This is a genomic window from Streptosporangium sp. NPDC000509, from assembly GCF_042898365.1.
GTDB lineage: Bacteria > Actinomycetota > Actinomycetes > Streptosporangiales > Streptosporangiaceae > Streptosporangium.
The window spans coordinates 1-18,547 of record NZ_JBIAYX010000038.1 but is presented as its reverse complement, the minus strand read 5'-3'; the positions used below and the strand labels follow the sequence as shown (position 1 = coordinate 18,547).

Annotated in this window: 15 protein-coding genes; 6 read left to right on the top strand and 9 right to left on the bottom strand. The window is 71.0% G+C overall.

Annotated features, from left to right (window positions below):
* The first annotated feature begins 292 nt into the window (after nt 1-292).
* Together ACFY3D_RS39330 and ACFY3D_RS39325 are read left to right on the top strand one after the other, a co-directional pair.
* A complete protein-coding gene (locus ACFY3D_RS39330) occupies nt 293-1,399 on the top strand; it encodes an AI-2E family transporter (protein ID WP_389989601.1) in 1,107 nt (368 codons plus the stop codon).
* 4 nt (nt 1,400-1,403) lie between these two features.
* A complete protein-coding gene (locus tag ACFY3D_RS39325) occupies nt 1,404-2,126 on the top strand; it encodes a DUF6597 domain-containing transcriptional factor (RefSeq protein WP_389989599.1) in 723 nt (240 codons plus the stop codon).
* 54 nt (nt 2,127-2,180) lie between these two features.
* Here the strand turns inward: ACFY3D_RS39325 and ACFY3D_RS39320 are convergent, their stop codons facing one another.
* The 7 genes from ACFY3D_RS39320 to ACFY3D_RS39290 all read right to left on the bottom strand — a co-directional run bounded on the left by ACFY3D_RS39320 (nt 2,181) and on the right by ACFY3D_RS39290 (nt 11,625).
* Nucleotides 2,181-3,032: a PhzF family phenazine biosynthesis protein gene (locus ACFY3D_RS39320; RefSeq protein ID WP_389989597.1), complete on the bottom strand. Its 852-nt coding sequence runs from the start codon at nt 3,030-3,032 to the stop codon at nt 2,181-2,183.
* Nucleotides 3,033-3,138: 106 nt separating this feature from the next.
* Nucleotides 3,139-4,530, bottom strand: coding sequence for a hypothetical protein (locus ACFY3D_RS39315; RefSeq protein WP_389989595.1), 1,392 nt, complete (start codon nt 4,528-4,530; stop codon nt 3,139-3,141).
* A 210-nt stretch (nt 4,531-4,740) separates the two neighbouring features.
* Nucleotides 4,741-6,768, bottom strand: a complete 2,028-nt coding sequence (locus ACFY3D_RS39310) for a carbohydrate binding domain-containing protein (protein WP_389989593.1) — start codon at nt 6,766-6,768, stop codon at nt 4,741-4,743.
* Between the two features lie 207 nt (nt 6,769-6,975).
* Nucleotides 6,976-8,535, bottom strand: a complete 1,560-nt coding sequence (locus ACFY3D_RS39305) for a cellulose binding domain-containing protein (RefSeq protein ID WP_389989591.1) — start codon at nt 8,533-8,535, stop codon at nt 6,976-6,978.
* A gap of 118 nt (nt 8,536-8,653) precedes the next feature.
* Nucleotides 8,654-10,495: a cellulose binding domain-containing protein gene (locus ACFY3D_RS39300; RefSeq protein ID WP_389989589.1), complete on the bottom strand. Its 1,842-nt coding sequence runs from the start codon at nt 10,493-10,495 to the stop codon at nt 8,654-8,656.
* Between the two features lie 167 nt (nt 10,496-10,662).
* Complete coding sequence (locus ACFY3D_RS39295; RefSeq protein WP_389989587.1) at nt 10,663-10,899, bottom strand: hypothetical protein; 237 nt, start codon at nt 10,897-10,899, stop codon at nt 10,663-10,665.
* A 378-nt stretch (nt 10,900-11,277) separates the two neighbouring features.
* Nucleotides 11,278-11,625 carry a luciferase family protein gene (locus ACFY3D_RS39290; protein WP_350948614.1) on the bottom strand — a complete coding sequence of 116 codons (348 nt, stop codon included), beginning with the start codon at nt 11,623-11,625 and terminating at the stop codon, nt 11,278-11,280.
* A gap of 292 nt (nt 11,626-11,917) precedes the next feature.
* Here ACFY3D_RS39290 and ACFY3D_RS39285 point away from each other — a divergent pair, with 292 nt between their 5' ends.
* On the top strand, nt 11,918-12,577 hold the full coding sequence (locus ACFY3D_RS39285) for a VC0807 family protein (RefSeq protein ID WP_389989584.1): 660 nt from the start codon (nt 11,918-11,920) through the stop codon (nt 12,575-12,577).
* A gap of 81 nt (nt 12,578-12,658) precedes the next feature.
* On the opposite strand, the gene ACFY3D_RS39280 is transcribed toward ACFY3D_RS39285, so the two are convergent.
* Complete coding sequence (locus ACFY3D_RS39280) at nt 12,659-15,052, bottom strand: FtsX-like permease family protein (RefSeq protein WP_389989582.1); 2,394 nt, start codon at nt 15,050-15,052, stop codon at nt 12,659-12,661.
* Nucleotides 15,046-15,798 (bottom strand): ABC transporter ATP-binding protein, encoded by a 753-nt coding sequence (locus tag ACFY3D_RS39275; RefSeq protein ID WP_389989580.1) that lies wholly within the window; start codon nt 15,796-15,798, stop codon nt 15,046-15,048. The genes ACFY3D_RS39280 and ACFY3D_RS39275 overlap by 7 nt, the downstream gene beginning before the upstream one ends.
* A 111-nt stretch (nt 15,799-15,909) precedes the next feature.
* On the opposite strand from ACFY3D_RS39275, the gene ACFY3D_RS39270 reads away from it, so the two are divergent.
* From ACFY3D_RS39270 to ACFY3D_RS39260, 3 genes are all read left to right on the top strand, one after another.
* Nucleotides 15,910-17,118, top strand: a complete 1,209-nt coding sequence (locus ACFY3D_RS39270; RefSeq protein WP_389989578.1) for a sensor histidine kinase — start codon at nt 15,910-15,912, stop codon at nt 17,116-17,118.
* Nucleotides 17,100-17,789, top strand: coding sequence for a response regulator (locus ACFY3D_RS39265; protein WP_389989576.1), 690 nt, complete (start codon nt 17,100-17,102; stop codon nt 17,787-17,789). The genes ACFY3D_RS39270 and ACFY3D_RS39265 overlap by 19 nt, the downstream gene beginning before the upstream one ends.
* Before the next feature lie 196 nt (nt 17,790-17,985).
* On the top strand, nt 17,986-18,459 hold the full coding sequence (locus tag ACFY3D_RS39260; RefSeq protein WP_350948620.1) for a TspO/MBR family protein: 474 nt from the start codon (nt 17,986-17,988) through the stop codon (nt 18,457-18,459).
* The last annotated feature ends 88 nt before the right edge of the window (nt 18,460-18,547 follow it).

Below are 18,547 nucleotides of genomic sequence, written 5' to 3'. Positions count from 1 at the left end.
CGGATTTTCCGACCCTCGACTCGAACCCGCCGAACCCGCTAGGATTGCGACCACCCCGTTTCCAGGGCAACCCCTCTAACTTACTCCAACATCCGGTCGTTGTCCAACCGGATCTCGGCGTGACGCATACGCCTCGACGAAGGGAGATGATCAGAAGGAGGGTCCCGAGGCTCTGGCGATCTCCGCCGACCCCCTCGGGCCTGTGAACTCTATGTACGTCGCCGCACTCCGTCAAATCGAAGTGCGCGCCCTGCCGTGACGTGTTTCCCGGCTGCTGGGTAGAGGGTCCGTTATGACGGACCAGAGAGTGTTGCCCAGGGCGCTCGTCGTACTCCTCTGCGCCGCGGGTGCCGTGGTCACCCTGGCGGGCATCAGGGAGATCGGGTCGATCGTCGGGCCGGTACTGCTCGCCCTGGTCCTGGTCCTCGCGGTCTCCCCGGTCAGGACCTGGCTTTGCGAGCGCGGAGCTCCCGGGTGGACGCTGGTGGCGATCCCCCTGGTGATCGTGCTGCTCATGCTCCTGGGCATGGTGGCGATCCTGACCGTGGCGATAGCGCAGATGGCGGCACTCGCCCCCACCTACGACGCGCAGTTCAAACAGCTCGTCGCGGAGGCGCAAGAGCAGGTGGCCAGGCTCGGCTTCGGCACCCGGCAGATGAACGAGGCGATCAATTCCTTCGACCCCGGAAAGATCTTCGAGCTCGCGCAGGGATTCGTCTCGGGACTGCTGGGTGTCTTCTCCGGACTGGTCCTCGTCATCGTCCTGCTCCTGGCCATGTGCCTGGACGCTCAGGCCTTCTCCAGGATCCTCGCCATGGGGGCGGAGCGCAGGCCCCTGCTCATCGGGGCACTCAACGACTTCGCCCACAAGACCCGCCGTTACCTCCTGGTCTCGACGGGGTTCGGGCTGATCTGCTCCGCGCTGGACGTGGCCGCGCTCTGGATCCTCGGCGTGCCACTCCCCCTCCTCTGGGGTGTGCTGGCGCTGATCACGAACTACATCCCCAACATCGGCTTCGTCCTGGGGTTGATCCCGCCCGCCCTGCTCGGCCTCCTTGAGGGCGGGCCCAAAACCATGATCCTCGTGATCGTCTCCTACATACTGATCAACTTCGTGGTGCAGTCGCTGATCCAGCCGAAGTTCCTCGGTGACGCCGTCGGTCTGTCCACCACCGTCACCTTCCTCTCGCTCATCCTGTGGACGTTCGTCCTCGGCCCGCTGGGCGCGCTGCTCGCCATCCCGCTCAGCCTGCTGACCCGCGCACTGTTGATCGACAGCGACCCCGACGGCAAGTGGGCCGCCGCCCTCGTGTCCGGAGAGGTTCCCGAGAGCGAGCGCCCCTCGCCGAAGAGGAAACCGGGCGGTGACGAGGTGAAGTCCTCGCCGCCCGTACCCTGAGGCCATGTATCGCGAGTGGGCGCCGGATCCTCGCCTCGCCGGGCGGGTGGCCTGCCTGTGGGTCAACGAGTCGTCCTCGGCCGCGACGCAGCTGGTCGTGCCCGACGGCTGCGTGGACCTTATCTGGGGTCCGAGGGGAGCGCAGGTCGCGGGACCCGACACGGGGCCGAAACCCGTCCGGATGATGCCGGGTGACCGATACGCCGGGGTCCGGTTCGGGCCCGGCGCGGTGGGCGAACTGTTCGGTGTGCCGCTCGACAGCCTGCGCGACCTGCGGGTGCCGCTGTCCGACCTCGAATCCCTCTCGGAACTGTCCGATCTGGAGCCCCTCGCGGGACTCCGGCCGTCGGAGCCGCTCTTCGACGGCGTACAGCGGGCTCTGGTCGTACGGCTGCGCGCGACGCCCGAACCCGACCCGTCCGCGCCCGCGATCGCCGAGGCACTGCGGGCCGGGCGGAGCGTGCGGGAGGTGGCCTGGGAGCTGGGACTCGGTGAGCGGCAGCTTCTGCGCCGGTCCGTACGGGCCTTCGGCTACGGGCCGAAGGTGCTGCAGCGGGTGGTCAGGTTTCAGCGGGCGCTTGGCCTGGCCAGGCGCGGGGTCACGGTGGCCGAGGTCGCCGTGCTCAGCGGCTACGCCGACCAGGCCCACATGGCGAACGAGGTACGGCGGCTGGCGGGTGTGCCCCTGAAGCGGCTGCTCGATCGGTCCGGCGGCGAGAGCACCTGACCGGGTCCGCGCGGGCCGTCACCCCGGCCCGCGCGCGGTGTCCGCGGCTCGGGGTCAGGCGGTCTCCATCGCGACCGCTCCGCCGCTCACCCGGCTTCGGCCGTCCACGGAGGCGATCGAGACCTTCAGCGTGCTGGGCCGTCCCATGTCCACCCCCTGGATGACCGTGAACTCCGAGGAGCCGGTCCCGAGGACTCGCAGGTAGCCGCCGAACGCGGCGGCCGCGGCCCCGGTGGCGGGGTCCTCCACGACGCCCCCGACCGGGAACGGGTTGCGGGCGTGGAACCGCTCGTCGCTCTCCCGCCAGAACAGGTTCGCCGTCGTCCAGCCTTCGCGGGTCATGACCGCCTTCAGCCGCTCGTAGTCGTAGTCGAGGTCGGCCAGGCGTTCACGAGAGGCCGCGGCGATCATGAGGTGATCGACGCCGCCGAACGCGACGTGCGGCGGGAAGGCCGGGTCGAGTTCGTCGCGGGACCATCCGAGGGCGGCGAGCGCCTCCTCCAGCGCGTCCTCCGCGACGGGCCTGGAGTATGTGGGAACGCTGGTGAGCGTGGCGCGGAGCGCGTCGTCGACGATCTCGGTGTCGACGACGATCTCACCCGCCTTGGTGTCGAAGGCCAGACGCCCGATCCCGAGGCGTTCGGCGAGCGCCACCGAGGTGGCGATCGTGGCGTGCCCGCAGAACGCCACCTCGGCCGAGGGGGCGAAATACCGGACCGTGAAGGCGCGCCGCCCGTCGTCGCGGGCGGTCACGAAAGCCGTCTCGGAGTATCCGACCTCGGCGGCGACGGCCAGCATCTCCGCGTCGGACAGGCCGGCCGCGTCGAGAACGATCCCGGCGGGGTTTCCTCCTTCGGGATCATGGGTGAAAGCGGTGTATCGCAGGATCTCCACGGTGCTCGTCACAGGACCGGAACCTATCAGGCAGGCCAGGGCTCGCCGGAGCCTGCCGGGGCCCCGCCACGCGGCTGTGACGGGGACGCGGACACGGGAGCCGAGCGGACGTGGGAGCTCAGGTGGAGGCGGAGACGGGTGTCGACGGCGGTGGCCCCTCGGAGGAGGGGGTGGCGGGTGCGCGGAAGACCCGGCGCTCCCAGGGCATGGCGAGCGCCAGGATCGGCAGCAGCACGATGGACGCCTGCGACCAGACGACGTGGAGACTTCGCCAGGTGGCGGAGTCGAACTGGGTCATGTAGAGGTAGCCGTACCCCGCCCACAGTGAGGCTCCGATGATCGCGGGCCACGCGAAGCGGGTGGGGCGGGCGATCAGGAACGGCATGAACCACAGGAGATACTGCGCGCCGAGCCTGGGGGTGGTGACCATGAAGGCGAGCAGCAGCGCCGTGGTGAGGTCGATCGGGTCGGCGCGGCGCCACAGGAAGGCCGTGATCAGCATGGTGACGTAGATCAGGCGGGTGCCGAAGGTGGCGATCCCCTGGTTGAGGTCGTTGACGCCGTTCATGAGGATGGCGCTGTAGCCCCACTGGCCGACGATCGGGCGGATGTCCTGGATCACCCGGATGACCTCGGGGATCTGGCTCAGCGAGGTACCGGCGAAGATCGGCAGGGTGACGAGGAAGAAGATCGGCGCGATGCCCGTGGCCACGAACGCCACGGCGCGGGCGCGGAAGGTGGGCAGCAGCAGGAGCAGACCGAGGATGAGCCAGATCGGCCAGCTCTTGGCACACAGCGCGAGCCCCATCAGCAGTCCCGCGAACAGGGCCCGGCGCAGCGACTGCCGGTCGCCCTCGCGCGGGGTGAGCGCCGCTCGGAGCACCCCGTCCGGGCCGAAGGCGTGCCGTACGGCGCCGGCGAGGCCGTGGAGGGCGACGCTCTGCCGCGCCAGCGCGACCGGGTTGGTGGTCATGCCCGGCCGGTGGGGGTCGCCGGGGCCTCGGGCGACGACGAAGGCGGCGACGCCGAAGACCAGGGCGACCGGCTCGACCTGGCCGTGGACGGAGGCGACGAGGATGGCGAGCGGGTTGCAGGCGTACTGGAAGGCGCGCAGCGAGGCGTTGGGCCCCCCGGCGAGCTTGCCGACCAGCGGGATCAGCACGATGTCCGCGACCACGGTGACCAGGCGCCCGCCGACCTCCCAGGGGATGCCCAGCCAGAGCAGAAGACCGTAGACGTAGGGGATGGTCGGCAGGAAGTGCCAGCCTCCCGAGCTGCCCAGAACGGGATCCTCACGGTTCAGGACCGCCTCGCCGGCGGGCTTGAAGCTGTTGATGAAGTCGACCGGTTGCCAGGTGTCCACCGCCGATGTGGCCATGATGAGCACTCTGAAGGCGATTCCCACTCCCAGTACGACCAGGAGGGAGGGTCTCCAGCCTTTCCATTGCGCTACCAGGGCGAGCACGACACCGGTGACGAGGACGAACCCCGTGAGAATTGCGTAGTCCATGACGGCCCCTAGCCTGCCCGACCTGGCGACCAGCCAGCCACCCGCATTCCCAAAACGAGACCACTCTGCCAGTTTTACGGCTTTCTGGATCAAGGCCGTCACGACGGGTGACCGTCTCGGGGCGCGGGCGCGCGCGCCGGAGAACCCGCAGGGCACACCGGGGTGGAACCTCGCCGCCGGAGGTCCGTCTCCTCCGGCGGCGAGGGGTTATCAGCCCAGGCCGTCGAGATAGGCCCGGTGGTTGCGGGAGAACTCGAAGGCGTTGTACCTGTCCCAGTTGATCGACCAGGTCATCAGCCCCCGGAGGTTCGGGTAGACCCCTCTGGGCCGGTACGTCCCGCAGTTCGTCCCCTTGGCCAGACAGTCGAAGGCCTTCTGGACCTCGGCGACCGTGGTGAAACCGTTACCCGCGAACGGGGCGGCGGGCAGGCCGATCGCGACCTGGTCCTGGCGCAGGGCGGGGAAGACGTTGTTCGGATTGCCCGCGATGGGAAAGCCCGCGAGCAGCATGTCGGTCATGGCGACGTGGAAGTCGTGGCCGCCCATGGTGTGGTACTGGTTGTCCAGCCCCATGATCGGCCCGGAGTTGTAGTCCTGGACGTGCAGCAGGGTCAGGTCGTTGCGCATCGCGTGGATGACGGGGAGGTACGACGCGGCCCGCCGGTCGGCGGAGCCGTTCGGGCCGGGACCGTAGAACTGGTAGCCCAGCTGGACGAAGAACGTCTCGGGGGCCATGGTCAGCACGAACCGCGTGCCGTACCTGGCCTTGAGGGTCTTGAGCGCGGAGATCAGGTTGACGATGACCGGGGTGGTGGGGGCGGACAGGTTGGTGTCGCCGTTGTCGAGATAAAGGGAGTGGCCCTCGAAGTCGATGTCCAGCCCGTCGAGGCCGTACCTGTCGATGATGGCGCTCACCGACTGGACGAACCTGTCGCGTGCGGCGGTGGTGCTCAGCTGGACCTGGCCGTTCTGGCCGCCGATCGAGATCAGCACCTTCTTGCCGAGTGCCTGCTTGGCCCGGATTCCGGCGATGAACTCGGCCTCGGACTCGACGTTGGGGCATTCGGCGGCCGGGCACTGGGTGAAGCGGATGTCTCCCGAGGTCACCGAGGTGGGTTCGCCGAAGGAGAGGTTGATGACGTCCCAGGCGTTGGGTACGTCCGCCATCCGCGTGTAGCCGGAGCCGTTGGCGAAGGAGGCGTGCAGGTAGCCGACCAGCACTCGTTTGGGCAGGGTGCCGGGGGGTGTGCCGGTGACGGTCGCGGAGACCGCGCCGGACTTCGCGGACTCGCCCGAGGCGTTGGTCGCGCTCACCTGGTAGCTGTGCGTCCCCGCACCGGGGCTGTCGGTGTAGGTGGTCGCGGTGGGGGCGCCGACCTTCGTCCCGTTGCGGTAGACGTTGTAGCCGGTCGCGCCCGAGGAGGCGTTCCACCTCAGCGCGACGCTCGTGCCGCTGACGGTGGCGGCGAGCCCCGAGGGTGCGGACGGGGGTGGCTGGCTGCCGCCGACCGTGACGGAGATCGCGCCGGGCCTCGCGGATTCGCCCGAGGCGTTGGTCGCGCTCACCTGGTAGCTGTGCGTCCCCGCACCGGGGGTCTCGGAGAAGGTGGTCCCGGTGGCGGTGCCGACCTTCGTCCCGTTGCGGTAGACGTTGTAGCCGGTCGCGCCCGAGGAGGCGCTCCAGCTCAGCGAGGCGGTGGTGGCGTTTCCGGTGCCGGTGAGCCCGGTGGGCGCCGCAGGAGGCTGTCCCTGCCCCGGTGCTCCGTCGAGGACGACGTCGTCGGCCTGGTAGACGCCCTGGCCGTACCAGCCGTTGACGTAGATCGTGACCGAGGTGGTCGAGGCGCCGGTGGTGAACGAGGTCGACAGCTGGACGTAGGACGACGGTGAGGACGCCCATGTGCTGGGGTCGGTGCCGCCGGTGCCGGTCGCGCCGAGGAAGACGTAGCCGCCCCTCACCCAGGCCGACAGGGTGTAGGCCGAGGACGGTCTGACGCTGATCGTCTGCTGACAGCGGGCGGTGTCGTTCCCTGCCGGTGTGGCCTGCAGTGCCCTGGTGCCACTGCGGACCGGCGTGGACACCGCCGTGGCTCCGGAGGACGCCGTGCAGGTCCAGCCGGTCAGCCCGCTCTCGAAGCCGGGGTTGACCGCGATGTTGGCGGCATGGGCGGGTGACGCGGCGAGCGTCGCCCCGCCCAGCGCCAGTACGGCGATCGCCGCGAGTTTCCTGAGGTACATCCGATTTACCCCGCAAGGATCTTTAGGAGGGTGTTCGTGGGGCACGGCCCGCCCCCGGGCGGGGTGCGGGCCGTGCCGGACGGGTCGTGTGGGAAGCGCGGCGCGGTTCCGTGCCGCGCACACGCCGGGCGCCTTCGCCCGGCGCGTGCTCCGTGTCGGGCGGGCCCGCGCCGGACGTTCTCGCCCTGGGCGGGCCCGCTCCGCGGGTCAGAAGCCGGCGGTGACGCGGGTGAAGTCCCAGTCGCTCTGGGCGATCCCGCTGCAGTTGGAGGTCACGCCGCCGCCCGGGCAGGGACGGTCGCGGTTGACCGACCAGTAGGCGAAGCGGGTCAGGCCCTTGGACTTGGCCCAGTCGCGGATCTGGGTCCAGGTCGCGACCGTGGTCAGTTCCTGCTGGTCGGACAGGCCGTTCATGCCGGAGATGCCCATGCGGGCGTACGCCTGCGCGTCGGTCCAGCCGTTGGCGGCCTTGAGCGCGTTCTTCAGGCCCTCCGAGGCGTTGACGGTGGCGGTGTAGATGTTCGAGGCGCCGAAGTCGAACGGCATGATCGTGTAGTTGTCGATCGGCACGGCGAGCGCCTTGGCCTGGTTGATCAGGCGGATGCCGTGGGAGGTCGGGCCGGTGGTCGAGGTGCCGAAGGTGACGGCGATCTTGACGTTCGGGTTGTTCTGCTTGACGATCTTCAGGCCGTTGAGGATGCGGTCCTGGACGGTGTAGTTCTCGAACTCGTCGGTGTTCTCGATGTCGAAGTCGACGACCGCGGGACCGACGGCGTTGATCACCTGCTGCACCGCTCCGGCGAACGCGGCCGGGGTGGCGCAGTTCGGGCCGAGCTTGTTGCCCGACCATCCGCCGAAGGAGATCTGCACGCTGCCGCCCGCGGCCTTGATCTGGTTGATCGCGGCCTGGTCGGCGCCGCCGGTCAGCGGCCTCGATCCGTCCCAGGCGGGGTTGCAGCCGCCGCTGGACAGGATGAACGCCATGGTGAAGGACTTCACCCCGGTGGCGTTCATGACGGTCACCGGGTTGGGCGGGTTGCCCCAGCCCATGTAGAGGTAGGGGGCTCCGGCCATCTTGCCGCCCGGGTCGGGGTTGGTGCAGCCGGTGGTGGTGGCGCTCACCGCGCCGCTCGCGGCCGACTCACCCTGCGCGTTGTACGCCCTGACCGTGTAGGTGTGCGAGGTGCACGTCCCCAGCGAACCGATCGTGGCACTCGTACCACTCACCTGCGCCCGCTGCGTACCCCCCTCATAAACCCGGTAACCGGTCACGGTGCCACTGGAGGCACCCCACGACAGCGAGATCGACGAGTTCGTCGTCCCCGTCACCGACGGAGTACCGGGTGTGCCCGGCGTTCCCGGGACGCTGCCGCCACCGCAGGCGGCGCCGTTGAGCGTGCAGTTCGACGGGGTCACCCCACCAGGACTGCCGTTGAAACCGAAACTCGCCGTCGCCCCCGGAGCGATCGTCGCGTTCCAGCCGACGTTGGTGAAGGTGAAACGCTGCCCGCTACGACTCATCGCCGCGTCCCAGAAAGACCCGACGTTCGCCCCCGAGGGCAGATCGAAGGCGACCGACCAGCCGTTGATCGCCGTCGTACCACCATTCGTGATCGTGTACTTGCCCTCGAAACCGGTACCCCAGTCCGAGGTTTTGGTGAAGACGGCGGTGGTGGGTGCCGCGAACGCGGGGGTCGCGACCGTTGACAGGCCGATTGACATGCCGAGCGCGGCGAGGACCGCGGTCAGCGTTCGTCGAAATCTCATGGCACTTCCTCGGTTGGGGGGAGGAGATCGGAGGTGCGAGGTCGAGGGTCCCTGGCCCGCCCGGGCGCGTCGTGGACGGTGAGGTGCCGGGCGGGTCCGGAGTCGTGAGGTGCGAGGGCTAGGGCAGGGTCGCGAGGTGCGGCTTGACGGTCCTGGAGAAGTTCCAGTTGTTGCTGGCGTCCCAGTTGATCGACCAGGTCATCGCGCCGCGGATCCCGGGGTAGGCGCGCGGCGGCACGAAGCTGCCGCAGTTGGTCCTGGTGGCGAGGCAGGTGAGGGCCTGGTTCACCAGGGCGGGGGCGACGATCCCGCCGCCCGCCGCGCCGGGTCCCGCGGGCAGTCCGAGCGCCACCTGGTCGGGACGCAGCCCGTTCTCCAGCTGGATGCAGGCGAGCGCGGTCATGAAGTTGACCGAGCCCTGCGAGTAGGCGGCCATCTGGTCGCAGCCGAGCATGGAGCCCGAGTTGTAGAACTGGGTGTGGACGACGGTGAGGATGTCCTTGATGTTCAGCGCCAGCTTGAAGTACTCGGCGCCGGTGGACTGCATGTCGATGGTCTGCGGCGCCATCGTGATGATCAGGTTCGCGCCCGCCTTCGCCCGCAGCGACCGGAGTGCCTGGCCCATGTAGGTGGAGTTGAGCCCGTTCTCCAGGTCGATGTCGACGCCGTCGAAGCCGTAGCTCTGCATCAGGGCGTAGACGGTGTCGGCGAACTTGGTCGCGGCGGCGGCGCTCGCCACCTGCACGCGGCCCGCCTCGCCGCCGACCGAGAGGATGACCTTCTTGCCACGGGAGTGGAGGGTCTGCACGTCGGCCCTGAACTGGGCGTCGGTGTAGCCGCCGAGGGAGGCGGACAGGCCCGGGTCCACGGCGAAGACGACCTCACCGGGGGTGGCGGTGGCCTCTCCGAAGGAGACCGCGACCAGGTCGTACTCGTTGGGCACCGCCGACAGCCGCAGTTCGACGGCCGGGTTGTCGAAGTTGTGCCAGTAGCCGGTGAGGAAGTGCTTGGGCAGCTGGCCTCCGCCGGTGCAGCCGGTCGTGGTCGCGCTCGCCGGGTCGCTCTTGGGGCCCTCGCCCGCGGAGTTGTACGCCGCCACCGTGTAGGTGTGCGCCTCGCACACACCCAGCCCGGACACCGTCGTGCTCGTCCCGGTCACGGTCGCCCGCACCGTCGACCCCTCGTACACCCGGTAGCCGGTCACCGTTCCCGAGGACGCGCCCCACGAGAGCGCCACGCTGTTCGCGCCGCCCGTCGCGGCCACCGCGCCCGGCTTGCCGGGGACGCCGCCGGTGCAGCCGGTGGTGGTGGCGCTCACCGCGCCGCTCGCGGCCGACTCACCCTGCGCGTTGTACGCCCTGACCGTGTAGGTGTGCGAGGTGCACGTCCCCAGCGAACCGATCGTGGCACTCGTACCACTCACCTGCGCCCGCTGCGTCGACCCCTCGTACACCCGGTAACCGGTCACGGTGCCACTGGAGGCGCCCCACGACAGCGAGATCGACGAGTTCGTCGTCCCCGTCACCGACGGAGTACCGGGTGTGCCCGGCGTTCCCGGGACGCTGCCGCCACCGCAGGCCGCGCCGTTGAGCGTGCAGTTCGACGGGGTCACCCCACCAGGACTGCCGTTGAAACCGAAACTCGCCGTCGCCCCCGGAGCGATCGTCGCGTTCCAGCCGACGTTGGTGAAGGTGAAACGCTGCCCGCTACGACTCATCGCCGCGTCCCAGAAAGACCCGACGTTCGCCCCCGAGGGCAGATCGAAGGCGACCGACCAGCCGTTGATCGCCGTCGTACCACCATTCGTGATCGTGTACTTGCCCTCGAAACCGGTACCCCAGTCCGAGGTTTTGGTGAAGACGGCGGTGACCGAGGCGGCCTGGGCGGGTAGCGCGACCGTCATCGACAGGAGCAGTGCCGCCAGAGCGACGAGAGAACGAGCGATGGCGTGTGGTTTCACGTTGACCTCATGCGTTTCGTGGGGTGACCGTACGGCCCGCGCCGCGCGAGGGGGATGCGCGGATGTGGCGCGGGCCGTGCGGCGGGGTGGGCTCGGTCTCGCCCAGGGACGGGGACCGTTCCGTTGATCGGCGCGGGGCGCCGGGGACCGCCGGGATCGGCGGGGCGTCACCGGCTCGTGGCTCCCGGACGGCGGTGCTCGGCCGTGGCTCGCGCGCGCCGGTCCGAGTCCTCGGGGCGGGCGACGGCGGCGCCGATGAGCGCCGCGGGGACGCCCGTATCGATGGCGGGCGTGGCGGTGGCCTGGACGGCGAGGAGGGGGACGGCCGTGCCGCCGGGCGTGGGCAGGCCTCGGCGAGGGCTTGCAGCCGCAGTCAGGACGGGTGGGGAAAGGGCGCGCCGCATGATCGCTCCGATGGACGTGGAACCTGGGGGGTGAGGCGTCCGGACGGTCGGACCTTCGGTGGCGACGGCTTCCGCCGTCGGGTTGTCGCAGCTAGGGGTCGAGGGGAGGGGACGCGCGAGCCATGGGCACCCCCGGTCGGCATTTCTTTTAGGAAAGTTTCCTAAGAGTTGTCGTGATCGTAGCCTTGACACACCCCTGACACAAGGCCCAAAAAACGTCGGATGCTCTCACACTGCCCGGGAAACCCGGGGGAGGGTGACTCCGACCCGCGGACGAGCGCGGGCACGCCGTTCGTCGACTTCGGCGCGAGGCCGGCTATCGCGGACTCCGGGTCGCGACGGCGACACCGACGAGCGAGAGGAGTGGCCCGAGATCGGCTATCGCGAGGTCTGGTTCGCCTTGATCGCGACGCTGACGAGCGAGAGGAACAGTTCGGCGTCGGCCCGGCCCTCGATGGACATGGCCACCCACCCGTCGTCGGCTCCGGGGGTGACCCGGCGACAGTCGGTGAGCACCCGTGCCCACCGGTCGATCACAGGCTTGGTGAGGAGCAGCTCCGCGGTGTGGTCGCCGGACATCCTGACGATCTCCCGGCCATCGGCCCGGAACCCGAGCCCTTTTCTGGTGCGCTTCAGCGCCAGGGCGGGCCAGCGGAGGAGCTGGGCGGCCACATTCTCGACACCCTCGGTGGAACGGCGGGACGCGTGCGTGCGCAGCACTGCCATGTCTCTCATCGTCGCGGACCGGACACGATCGGGAAAGCTACCGTTTCTTAACCGTTACCGGCGCAGTGATCCTTCTGGCGAATCGTAATGATCCTCACCGTTCTCAACCGTTATTGCAGTGTTATTGAGTTGTTTTCGCGAGGGCATGGGCCGGGGTCGGGTACGGTGAGTGCCCGGTCAAGACCGGAGGTAGCCCTCTCCAGCACCCCCTGCGACGGCTGACATTTTCGTGTCCCGCCTGGGTAGGCGTGAGCGTCCAGCGTCTGCCGTCGCACCAGCCCGTGGAGCGTCAATGAGCCACCAGCCCATCGTCCTCCCCCGTCTCGCCGCTCTCGCCAGGCAGGCCGCGCCGAGACTGCTGGAGGGCGTCGTCGCCCCCCTCGCCGTCTTCTACGCCGCCCTCGCCCTCCTCGGCCTCAAGGGCGCGCTGATCGCGGCGGTCGCCTGGGTGTACGCGGGGGTGGGGTGGCGGCTGGTCCGGCGGGTCCCCGTGCCCGGGACGATGATCCTCGCCACCGTCGCGATCACCGTGCGGGCGCTGCTGGGGTTCTGGACCGGGAGCGCGGTGATCTACTTCCTGCAGCCGGAGCTTGGGACGATCTGCATCAGCGTGCTCTTCCTCGCCTCGGTGCGCCTCAACCGCCCGCTGGTGCAGAGGCTCACCCTCGACTACATCCACCTGCCCTCCGCGGTGCTGAGACACGAGCGGGTCCGCCGCTTCTTCGCCCGCATCACCCTGCTGTGGGCCTTCGTGCTGCTCGCCAACTCCGCGGTGAGCATCTGGCTCCTGCTGCACGAGTCGATCGGCACCTACCTGCTGGTCCGCACCACCGCCGTGGCCGTGATCAGCGGCCTGGCGGTGGCCTTCTCCCTGTACGCCTTCCGCCGGATGCTGAGCCGCCTGCACTACGACCCCGTCGCCACCCCGGCCATCGCCGCCCCGCCCGCCTAGCGCCCGGACTCCCGCCCGTCCCGGCCACCTGAGCGCTCCGGTGCCCGCCCCGATCACCCGGTGTCCGGGCGTCCGGAGCGGTCAGCGCCTCGCCGGGAGCCGTACGGCGGGGCGGGCGGCGAGTACGGCGGCGCAGACGGCGAGGGCCAGGCAGGCGGCGATCACCCCCAGGATGAGCGGCCACGGCACCACGAGGGGGACGTCCGCGCGCATCGCCGTGGCGAGGGCGCCTCGCATGCCCATCAGCGCGGGCAACGCCACCACGAGCCCCAGCCCCGCGCCGAGCAGCACCACGAGCACCGACTCGGCGGCCACCGTCCCGAGCACCTGCCGTCCCGTCGCACCCGACAGGCGCAGCACCGCGAGGTCTCGGACGCGCCCGGCCGCCGACATCACCATCGTGTTCACGATCGCCACGCCCGCGTAGGCCGTGGACACCACGACGAGGAGCACGGTCGCGATCCACACGAGCCGGTCCTCCTCGGCGTCCGCCTCCGCCGAGTAGGTGCGGACGTCCACCGCGCGTGCCCCCGGACCCGGCGGTGCCGGGGCGCCGGCGACGTACGCCTCCTTGGCGAGGGTCGTCGCGTCGTGCCCTCTGAACAGTTCGCGGGACAGCAGGACGTCGGCGTCCGCCCCCCGGACCACGCCCGCCACCGTCGGTGACGCCGAGGTGCCGTCCTCGAACGACACCGGCAGCGGCGAGCCCGGCCGCAGCCCCCGGTCCTCGGCCAGCCAGTCCGCCACGAGCACCCGGTCGGCGTCCCTGAGCGCGTCGAGCGAGCCGGAGACCACCTGGACGTCACCCGCCGACTCCAGGAGTTCCGGGGTGGCGCCGATGGCGCTCAAAACACCGCCGTCCGGCTCGAACAGGGCGCCGAACAGGGACGATCGTGCGCCTGAGGCCGACGCCGCCGTGTCCGTGAGCCCCGGCGTACCGTCCGGCACGATCACCGCGTCCGCCCGGATCGTGGTGGCGCGCACCTCGGCGAACGCCGCGGCCGTCGTCCGCACCATTCCCGTGATCAGGATCGCGCAGCCCACCGTGACCAGTACCGGGGTGGCCGTGGCCGCGGTGCGGCGGACCGCGGTCAGCGCGTTCTCCCTGACGAGCGTCCCGGTCGCGCCCCGGCCCCGGGCGAGCGGCCACGACACCAGCCGCGCCACCGGCGGCACGACCACGGGCGAGAGCAACGCCACCCCCGCGATCACCCCCATCGCCGCGACCAGGCCCGACAGCGCGAACGCCTCCGAACCGTCCGAGCCCCACGCGTCGAACGCGGCCACCAGTCCCAGCGCGCAGCACACCGCCCCGGCGATCCACCGCGCGCGCGGCATCGGACGGTCGTCCACCTCGGCCTCGCGCAACGCCTCCAGCGGACGCACGCGCGCGGCCCGCCCGGACGCCGACCACACCCCCGCCAGCGCGACGACCACCCCCATCGCGAACGAACCCGCGAGCGGCGGCGCCGACAATCGCACCGCGAAGCCCGGCGGTTCAAACCCGGCCGTGACCAGCACGTCCCCCAGCACGGGAGCGAGCGACGCTCCGGCCGCCACCCCCGCCGCCGTCGCGATCACACCGACCAGCAGCGCCTCGCCGTACACCATCCGCCGCACCTGGCGCGGCGTCGCGCCGACGGCGCGCAGCAGGCCGAACTCGCGACGCCGCTGCGCCACCCCCACCGCGAACGTCGAGCCCACGACCAGGATCGACACGAACACCGACAGCGTGGCCATCCCGGTGAGGACCTGCAGGCCGATCCAGCGGGTCCGCTCGTGTTCCCGCGTCTCCAGGACGTCGCGCCCCTCCCCCGTGCGCACCACGCCGGACGCGCCGGCCACCGTCCGTGCGGCCGCGGCGACCGCGGCGTCGTCCGCCCCCGGCTCGGTGACCAGGCCGATCGCGCGCACCCCCGCCGGTACGCGGGCCGCCTCGGTGTCACTCAGGTACACCCCGGGTCCGTTCACCGTGCCGGACACCGTGTACGTCACCGGCCCGTGCGCGGTCAGCACCCGCACCCGCGCCCCCGGCGCGAGCCCCAGCGTCCGGTCCAGCGCCACCTCGCCCTCCCGCGGCGCGGCGCCCGCCGTCAGTGTGTACGGCGCCAGCGCCGCCGCCGACCACGCGTACCCCCGGTTACCCGCCACCGGCCTGCCGTCGACGACCGGCTGCGCGTAGAACATCCGATCCGGTATGGCGTGTGCCACTCCGGGAATCGCGCCCAGCCGTTCCCGCAGCGACGCGACCGTCTCCGGCGACCAGGGAGGATCCGGGGCGAAGTTACCGTCGCCCCGCTCGATCGCCGGCACCGAGACGAACACGGGCGTCCCCGCCAGCCGGTCGGGCACTCTCGCCCCGGCCGAGGTGAGGGCAAGGACGCTCATCGACACCATCGTCATGCCGAGAAAGAGGACGACGAACCCCCCGGCGAAGGAGTGCCACCGCTCCCGCAATGTCGCGAAGGTCAGCACGGCACGACCTCCAGTGCGGCCATCCGGGCGGCGACGATCTCGGCGGTGACGGTCCCGGTGTACTCGTCCACCACGTGCCCGTCGGCGAGGAAGAGCACCCGGTCGGCGTAGGAGGCCGTCACCGGGTCGTGCGTCACCATGATCATTGTTTGTCCGTGGTCGTCGACGAGCCCGCGCAGCATGCCGAGGACCTGGTGCGACACCCTGGTGTCGAGCTGGCCGGTCGGCTCGTCGGCGAACACCACGGCGGGCCTGGTGATCAGCGCCCGCGCGATGGCCACGCGCTGCTGCTCGCCGCCGGACAGTCCGCTGGGCCGGTGCCCCGCCCGGTCCGCGAGGCCGACCTCCGCCAGCGCCGCCCGGATCAGGCCGGCCGGGGCCGCGCGGCCGGCCAGGCGCAGCGGCAACGCGACGTTCTGCTCGGCGGTGAGCGCGGACACCAGGTTGAACGCCTGGAAGACGAACCCCACCCGCTCGCGGCGCAACAGGGTGAGGCCGTTCTCGCTCAGCGAGCCGAGGTCGGTGTCCTCGATGGCGACCGTGCCGTCGGTCGGCCGGTCCAGGCCCGCCGCGCAGTGCAGCAGGGTGGACTTCCCTGATCCGGAAGGACCCATGATCGCCGTCAGGGTGCCCGCGCGGAAGCTCGCCGTCACCCCGTCGAGGGCCTTCACCGGGTGGGCGGCCGTGCCGTACAGCCGGCGCACCGCCCGCAGCCGCACGGTCTCCCTGTGATCTGTCGAATGCATGCCGTTCAGCAAATCCGCCCGTGCCGTGCCGGCGCATTGGCGCAGGGGCGAGAGGTGAGGGTAGACCTGGCACTACCGCGCCCGCGCCCCCGGATCGGTTAACGTCGGAGGGTGTTCGCCCGTACTGCCTTGGCGGCGATGACCCGAAGGCCGTCGGTGTTCCTCCGCTCCTCATGGCCCTGGCGTTCGCTCGCCTACCTGCTGTGCAGCGCGATCCACGCGGTGGCCGCGTGCGTGATGATCTACGCGGCCTACGCCTACGGCGTCGGGTTCGCGACCCTGGCCGGGCTGTTCGCCGTGATAGTGCTCACCCTGCCGTCGGGGGCGTTCGAACGATGGCGGCTCCGGCTGGTGGACGGCGCGCCCGTGCCCGATCCGCACCTGAGGCCACCGCGCCCGGGTCCATGGGCCTGGCTCACCACCCGCCTGCGCGAGCAGGCGACCTGGCGGGAACTCGGGTTCACGGTCGTCGCGGTGTCCGTGATGTGGCTGATGGACCTGGGACTGGTCTCGTCGGCGCTCTGGCTGCCGCTGCTGTTGATCTCCGGGCCTTTCCAGCCGGGCATGGACCCGTTGGACGGCGTGCCGCTGTTCGTCGCCGGGCTGCTGCTGTTCCCGCTCTTCGCCTACATGACGGCCGCGTGGGCGGGCACCCGGGCCTTGATCGCGCGGGCCGTCCTCGCGCCGGGCCACACGGAGATCATCCGCTCCCGCGCCCGGCTCGTCGACGCGTTCGAGGCCGAACGCCGCCGGATCGAGCGCGACCTGCACGACGGCGCCCAGCAGCGACTGGTGTCCCTCAGCATGAGGCTCGGTCTCGCCCGGCTCGACCTGCCACCGGGGTCGCCCGCCGAGGCGCAGATCGTCGAGGCGCACGAGGAGGCCAAACGCGCCCTCGCCGAGCTGCGCGAGCTGATCCGGGGCGTCCACCCCCAGGTGCTCACCGACCGGGGGCTGGGCGCGGCGGTACGCGATGTGGCGGGCCGCTCCCCCGTCCCCGTCCACGTCGACGTCTCGCTGCCCTGCCGGTTGCCGTCCCCGATCGAGGTGACCGCCTACTACGTCGTGTCGGAGGCGCTCGCCAACATCGCCAAGCACAGCCTGGCCCGGCGCGGTTTCGTGTACGGCCGGCTCCTCGACGGCACGCTGGTGCTGGAGATCGGCGACGACGGGGTGGGAGGCGCCGACCCGGCGGCCGGGTCGGGGCTCACCGGGCTCGCCGACCGGGTCGCCGTGACCGACGGCGTGATGACCCTGTCCAGCCCGCCCGGCGGGCCGACGTCGCTGCGTGTGGAGATCCCGTGTCCCGTCTCCGGATAGCCCTCGCCGAGGACGGCGTGCTGCTCCGCGAAGGGCTCGCCGGGCTCCTCGACCGTTTCGGCCACGAGGTGGTCGCCTCGGTCGGTGACGGCGAGGCGCTGATCGCCGCCGTGGCCGGGCACGAACCCGACATCGTCGTCGTCGACGTGCGCATGCCGCCCGGCTTCACCGACGAGGGACTGCGCGCCGCGCTCGCGCTGCGCGCCTCCCACCCCGGGCTCGCCGTCCTGGTGCTCAGCCAGTACGTCGAGCAGACCTACGCGGCCGAGCTGCTCGACTCCGACGGCGGCGCGGGGATCGGCTACCTGCTGAAGGACAGGATCGGCGAGGTACGGGAGTTCGTGGACGCGGTGGAGCGGGTCGCCGGGGGGCACACGGTCGTGGACCCCGAGGTGGTGCGGCAACTGCTCGGCCTCCGGCGCGGGCCGCTGTCCCGGCTCACCCCACGCGAGCGGGAGGTCCTCGGCCTGGTCGCGGAGGGCCGCTCCAACGCCGCCATCGCCCGCGCGCTGGTGGTCACCGAGGCGGCGGTGTCCAAGCACATCGCCGGCATCCTCACCAAGCTCGACCTGCCCGTCGCGCAGGACGACCACCGCCGTGTCCTCGCCGTCCTCGCCTATCTCCGGGGCCGGCCGGGCGGCCCGGAGGCGGAGCGACCGCTCCGGCGCTGATCACGCCTCCTCGATCCGGCCGGCGCGGGGAGTTCCGGCGCTGATCGCGCCTCCTCGATCCGGCCGGCGAGCTCGGGGAGAGACGGCTCCCCGGAAGGCGCTTCCCATCCCTCGTGCCCCATGCCGATCGAACCCCGCTCCCCGGACGGGAAACCGCCGCGCGGTAGTTCCGCGAAGAAGGGGGCAGGGGGGTTCCATGGTCATCACACAGCAACCGAAACGCTGGGCCGGCCTGCCGGTATTCGTCGTCGCGCTCGTGCTGGTGGCGGTGGTGGGGTCGCTGGCGGCCGGGAACGCCGGCGGTGAGTACCTGTCGCTGGAACGACCGCCGTGGGCGCCGCCGCAGTGGCTGTTCGGCCCGGCCTGGACGTTCCTCTACATCCTGATCGCCCTGTCCGGCTGGCTCGCCTGGTCGGCGGGCGGCCTCACTCCGGCGCTCGGCGTCTACGCGGTCCAGCTGGTCCTCAACGCGGCCTGGACGCCGCTGTTCTTCGGCGCCGGGCAGTACGGTCTGGCGTTCGCGGAGATCGTCGTCCTCTGGCTCGCGATCGCGCTCAACATCGTGATGTTCCGGCGGATCAGCCGCCCGGCCGCCTGGCTGCTCGTGCCCTACCTGCTCTGGGTGACGTACGCGGCCTCGCTGAACTTCGCCGTCTGGCAGCTCAACTAATGGGACCTACCGGGTTGGCCTCGCTGGCAGACTCGGTGCCTGGTAGCCGCTGGTGAGTGAGCACTCTCCTCAACCGGACTTCGAGTCC

Coding starts and splice junctions, on each gene's coding strand:
- ACFY3D_RS39315 (WP_389989595.1), bottom strand. CDS start 4,530: ATGGACTACGCAATTCTCACGGGGTTCGTCCTCGTCACCGGTGTCGTG.
- ACFY3D_RS39310 (WP_389989593.1), bottom strand. CDS start 6,768: ATGTACCTCAGGAAACTCGCGGCGATCGCCGTACTGGCGCTGGGCGGG.
- ACFY3D_RS39330 (WP_389989601.1), top strand. CDS start 293: ATGACGGACCAGAGAGTGTTGCCCAGGGCGCTCGTCGTACTCCTCTGC.
- ACFY3D_RS39285 (WP_389989584.1), top strand. CDS start 11,918: ATGAGCCACCAGCCCATCGTCCTCCCCCGTCTCGCCGCTCTCGCCAGG.
- ACFY3D_RS39305 (WP_389989591.1), bottom strand. CDS start 8,535: ATGAGATTTCGACGAACGCTGACCGCGGTCCTCGCCGCGCTCGGCATG.
- ACFY3D_RS39325 (WP_389989599.1), top strand. CDS start 1,404: ATGTATCGCGAGTGGGCGCCGGATCCTCGCCTCGCCGGGCGGGTGGCC.
- ACFY3D_RS39295 (WP_389989587.1), bottom strand. CDS start 10,899: ATGCGGCGCGCCCTTTCCCCACCCGTCCTGACTGCGGCTGCAAGCCCT.
- ACFY3D_RS39275 (WP_389989580.1), bottom strand. CDS start 15,798: ATGCATTCGACAGATCACAGGGAGACCGTGCGGCTGCGGGCGGTGCGC.
- ACFY3D_RS39260 (WP_350948620.1), top strand. CDS start 17,986: ATGGTCATCACACAGCAACCGAAACGCTGGGCCGGCCTGCCGGTATTC.
- ACFY3D_RS39290 (WP_350948614.1), bottom strand. CDS start 11,625: ATGGCAGTGCTGCGCACGCACGCGTCCCGCCGTTCCACCGAGGGTGTC.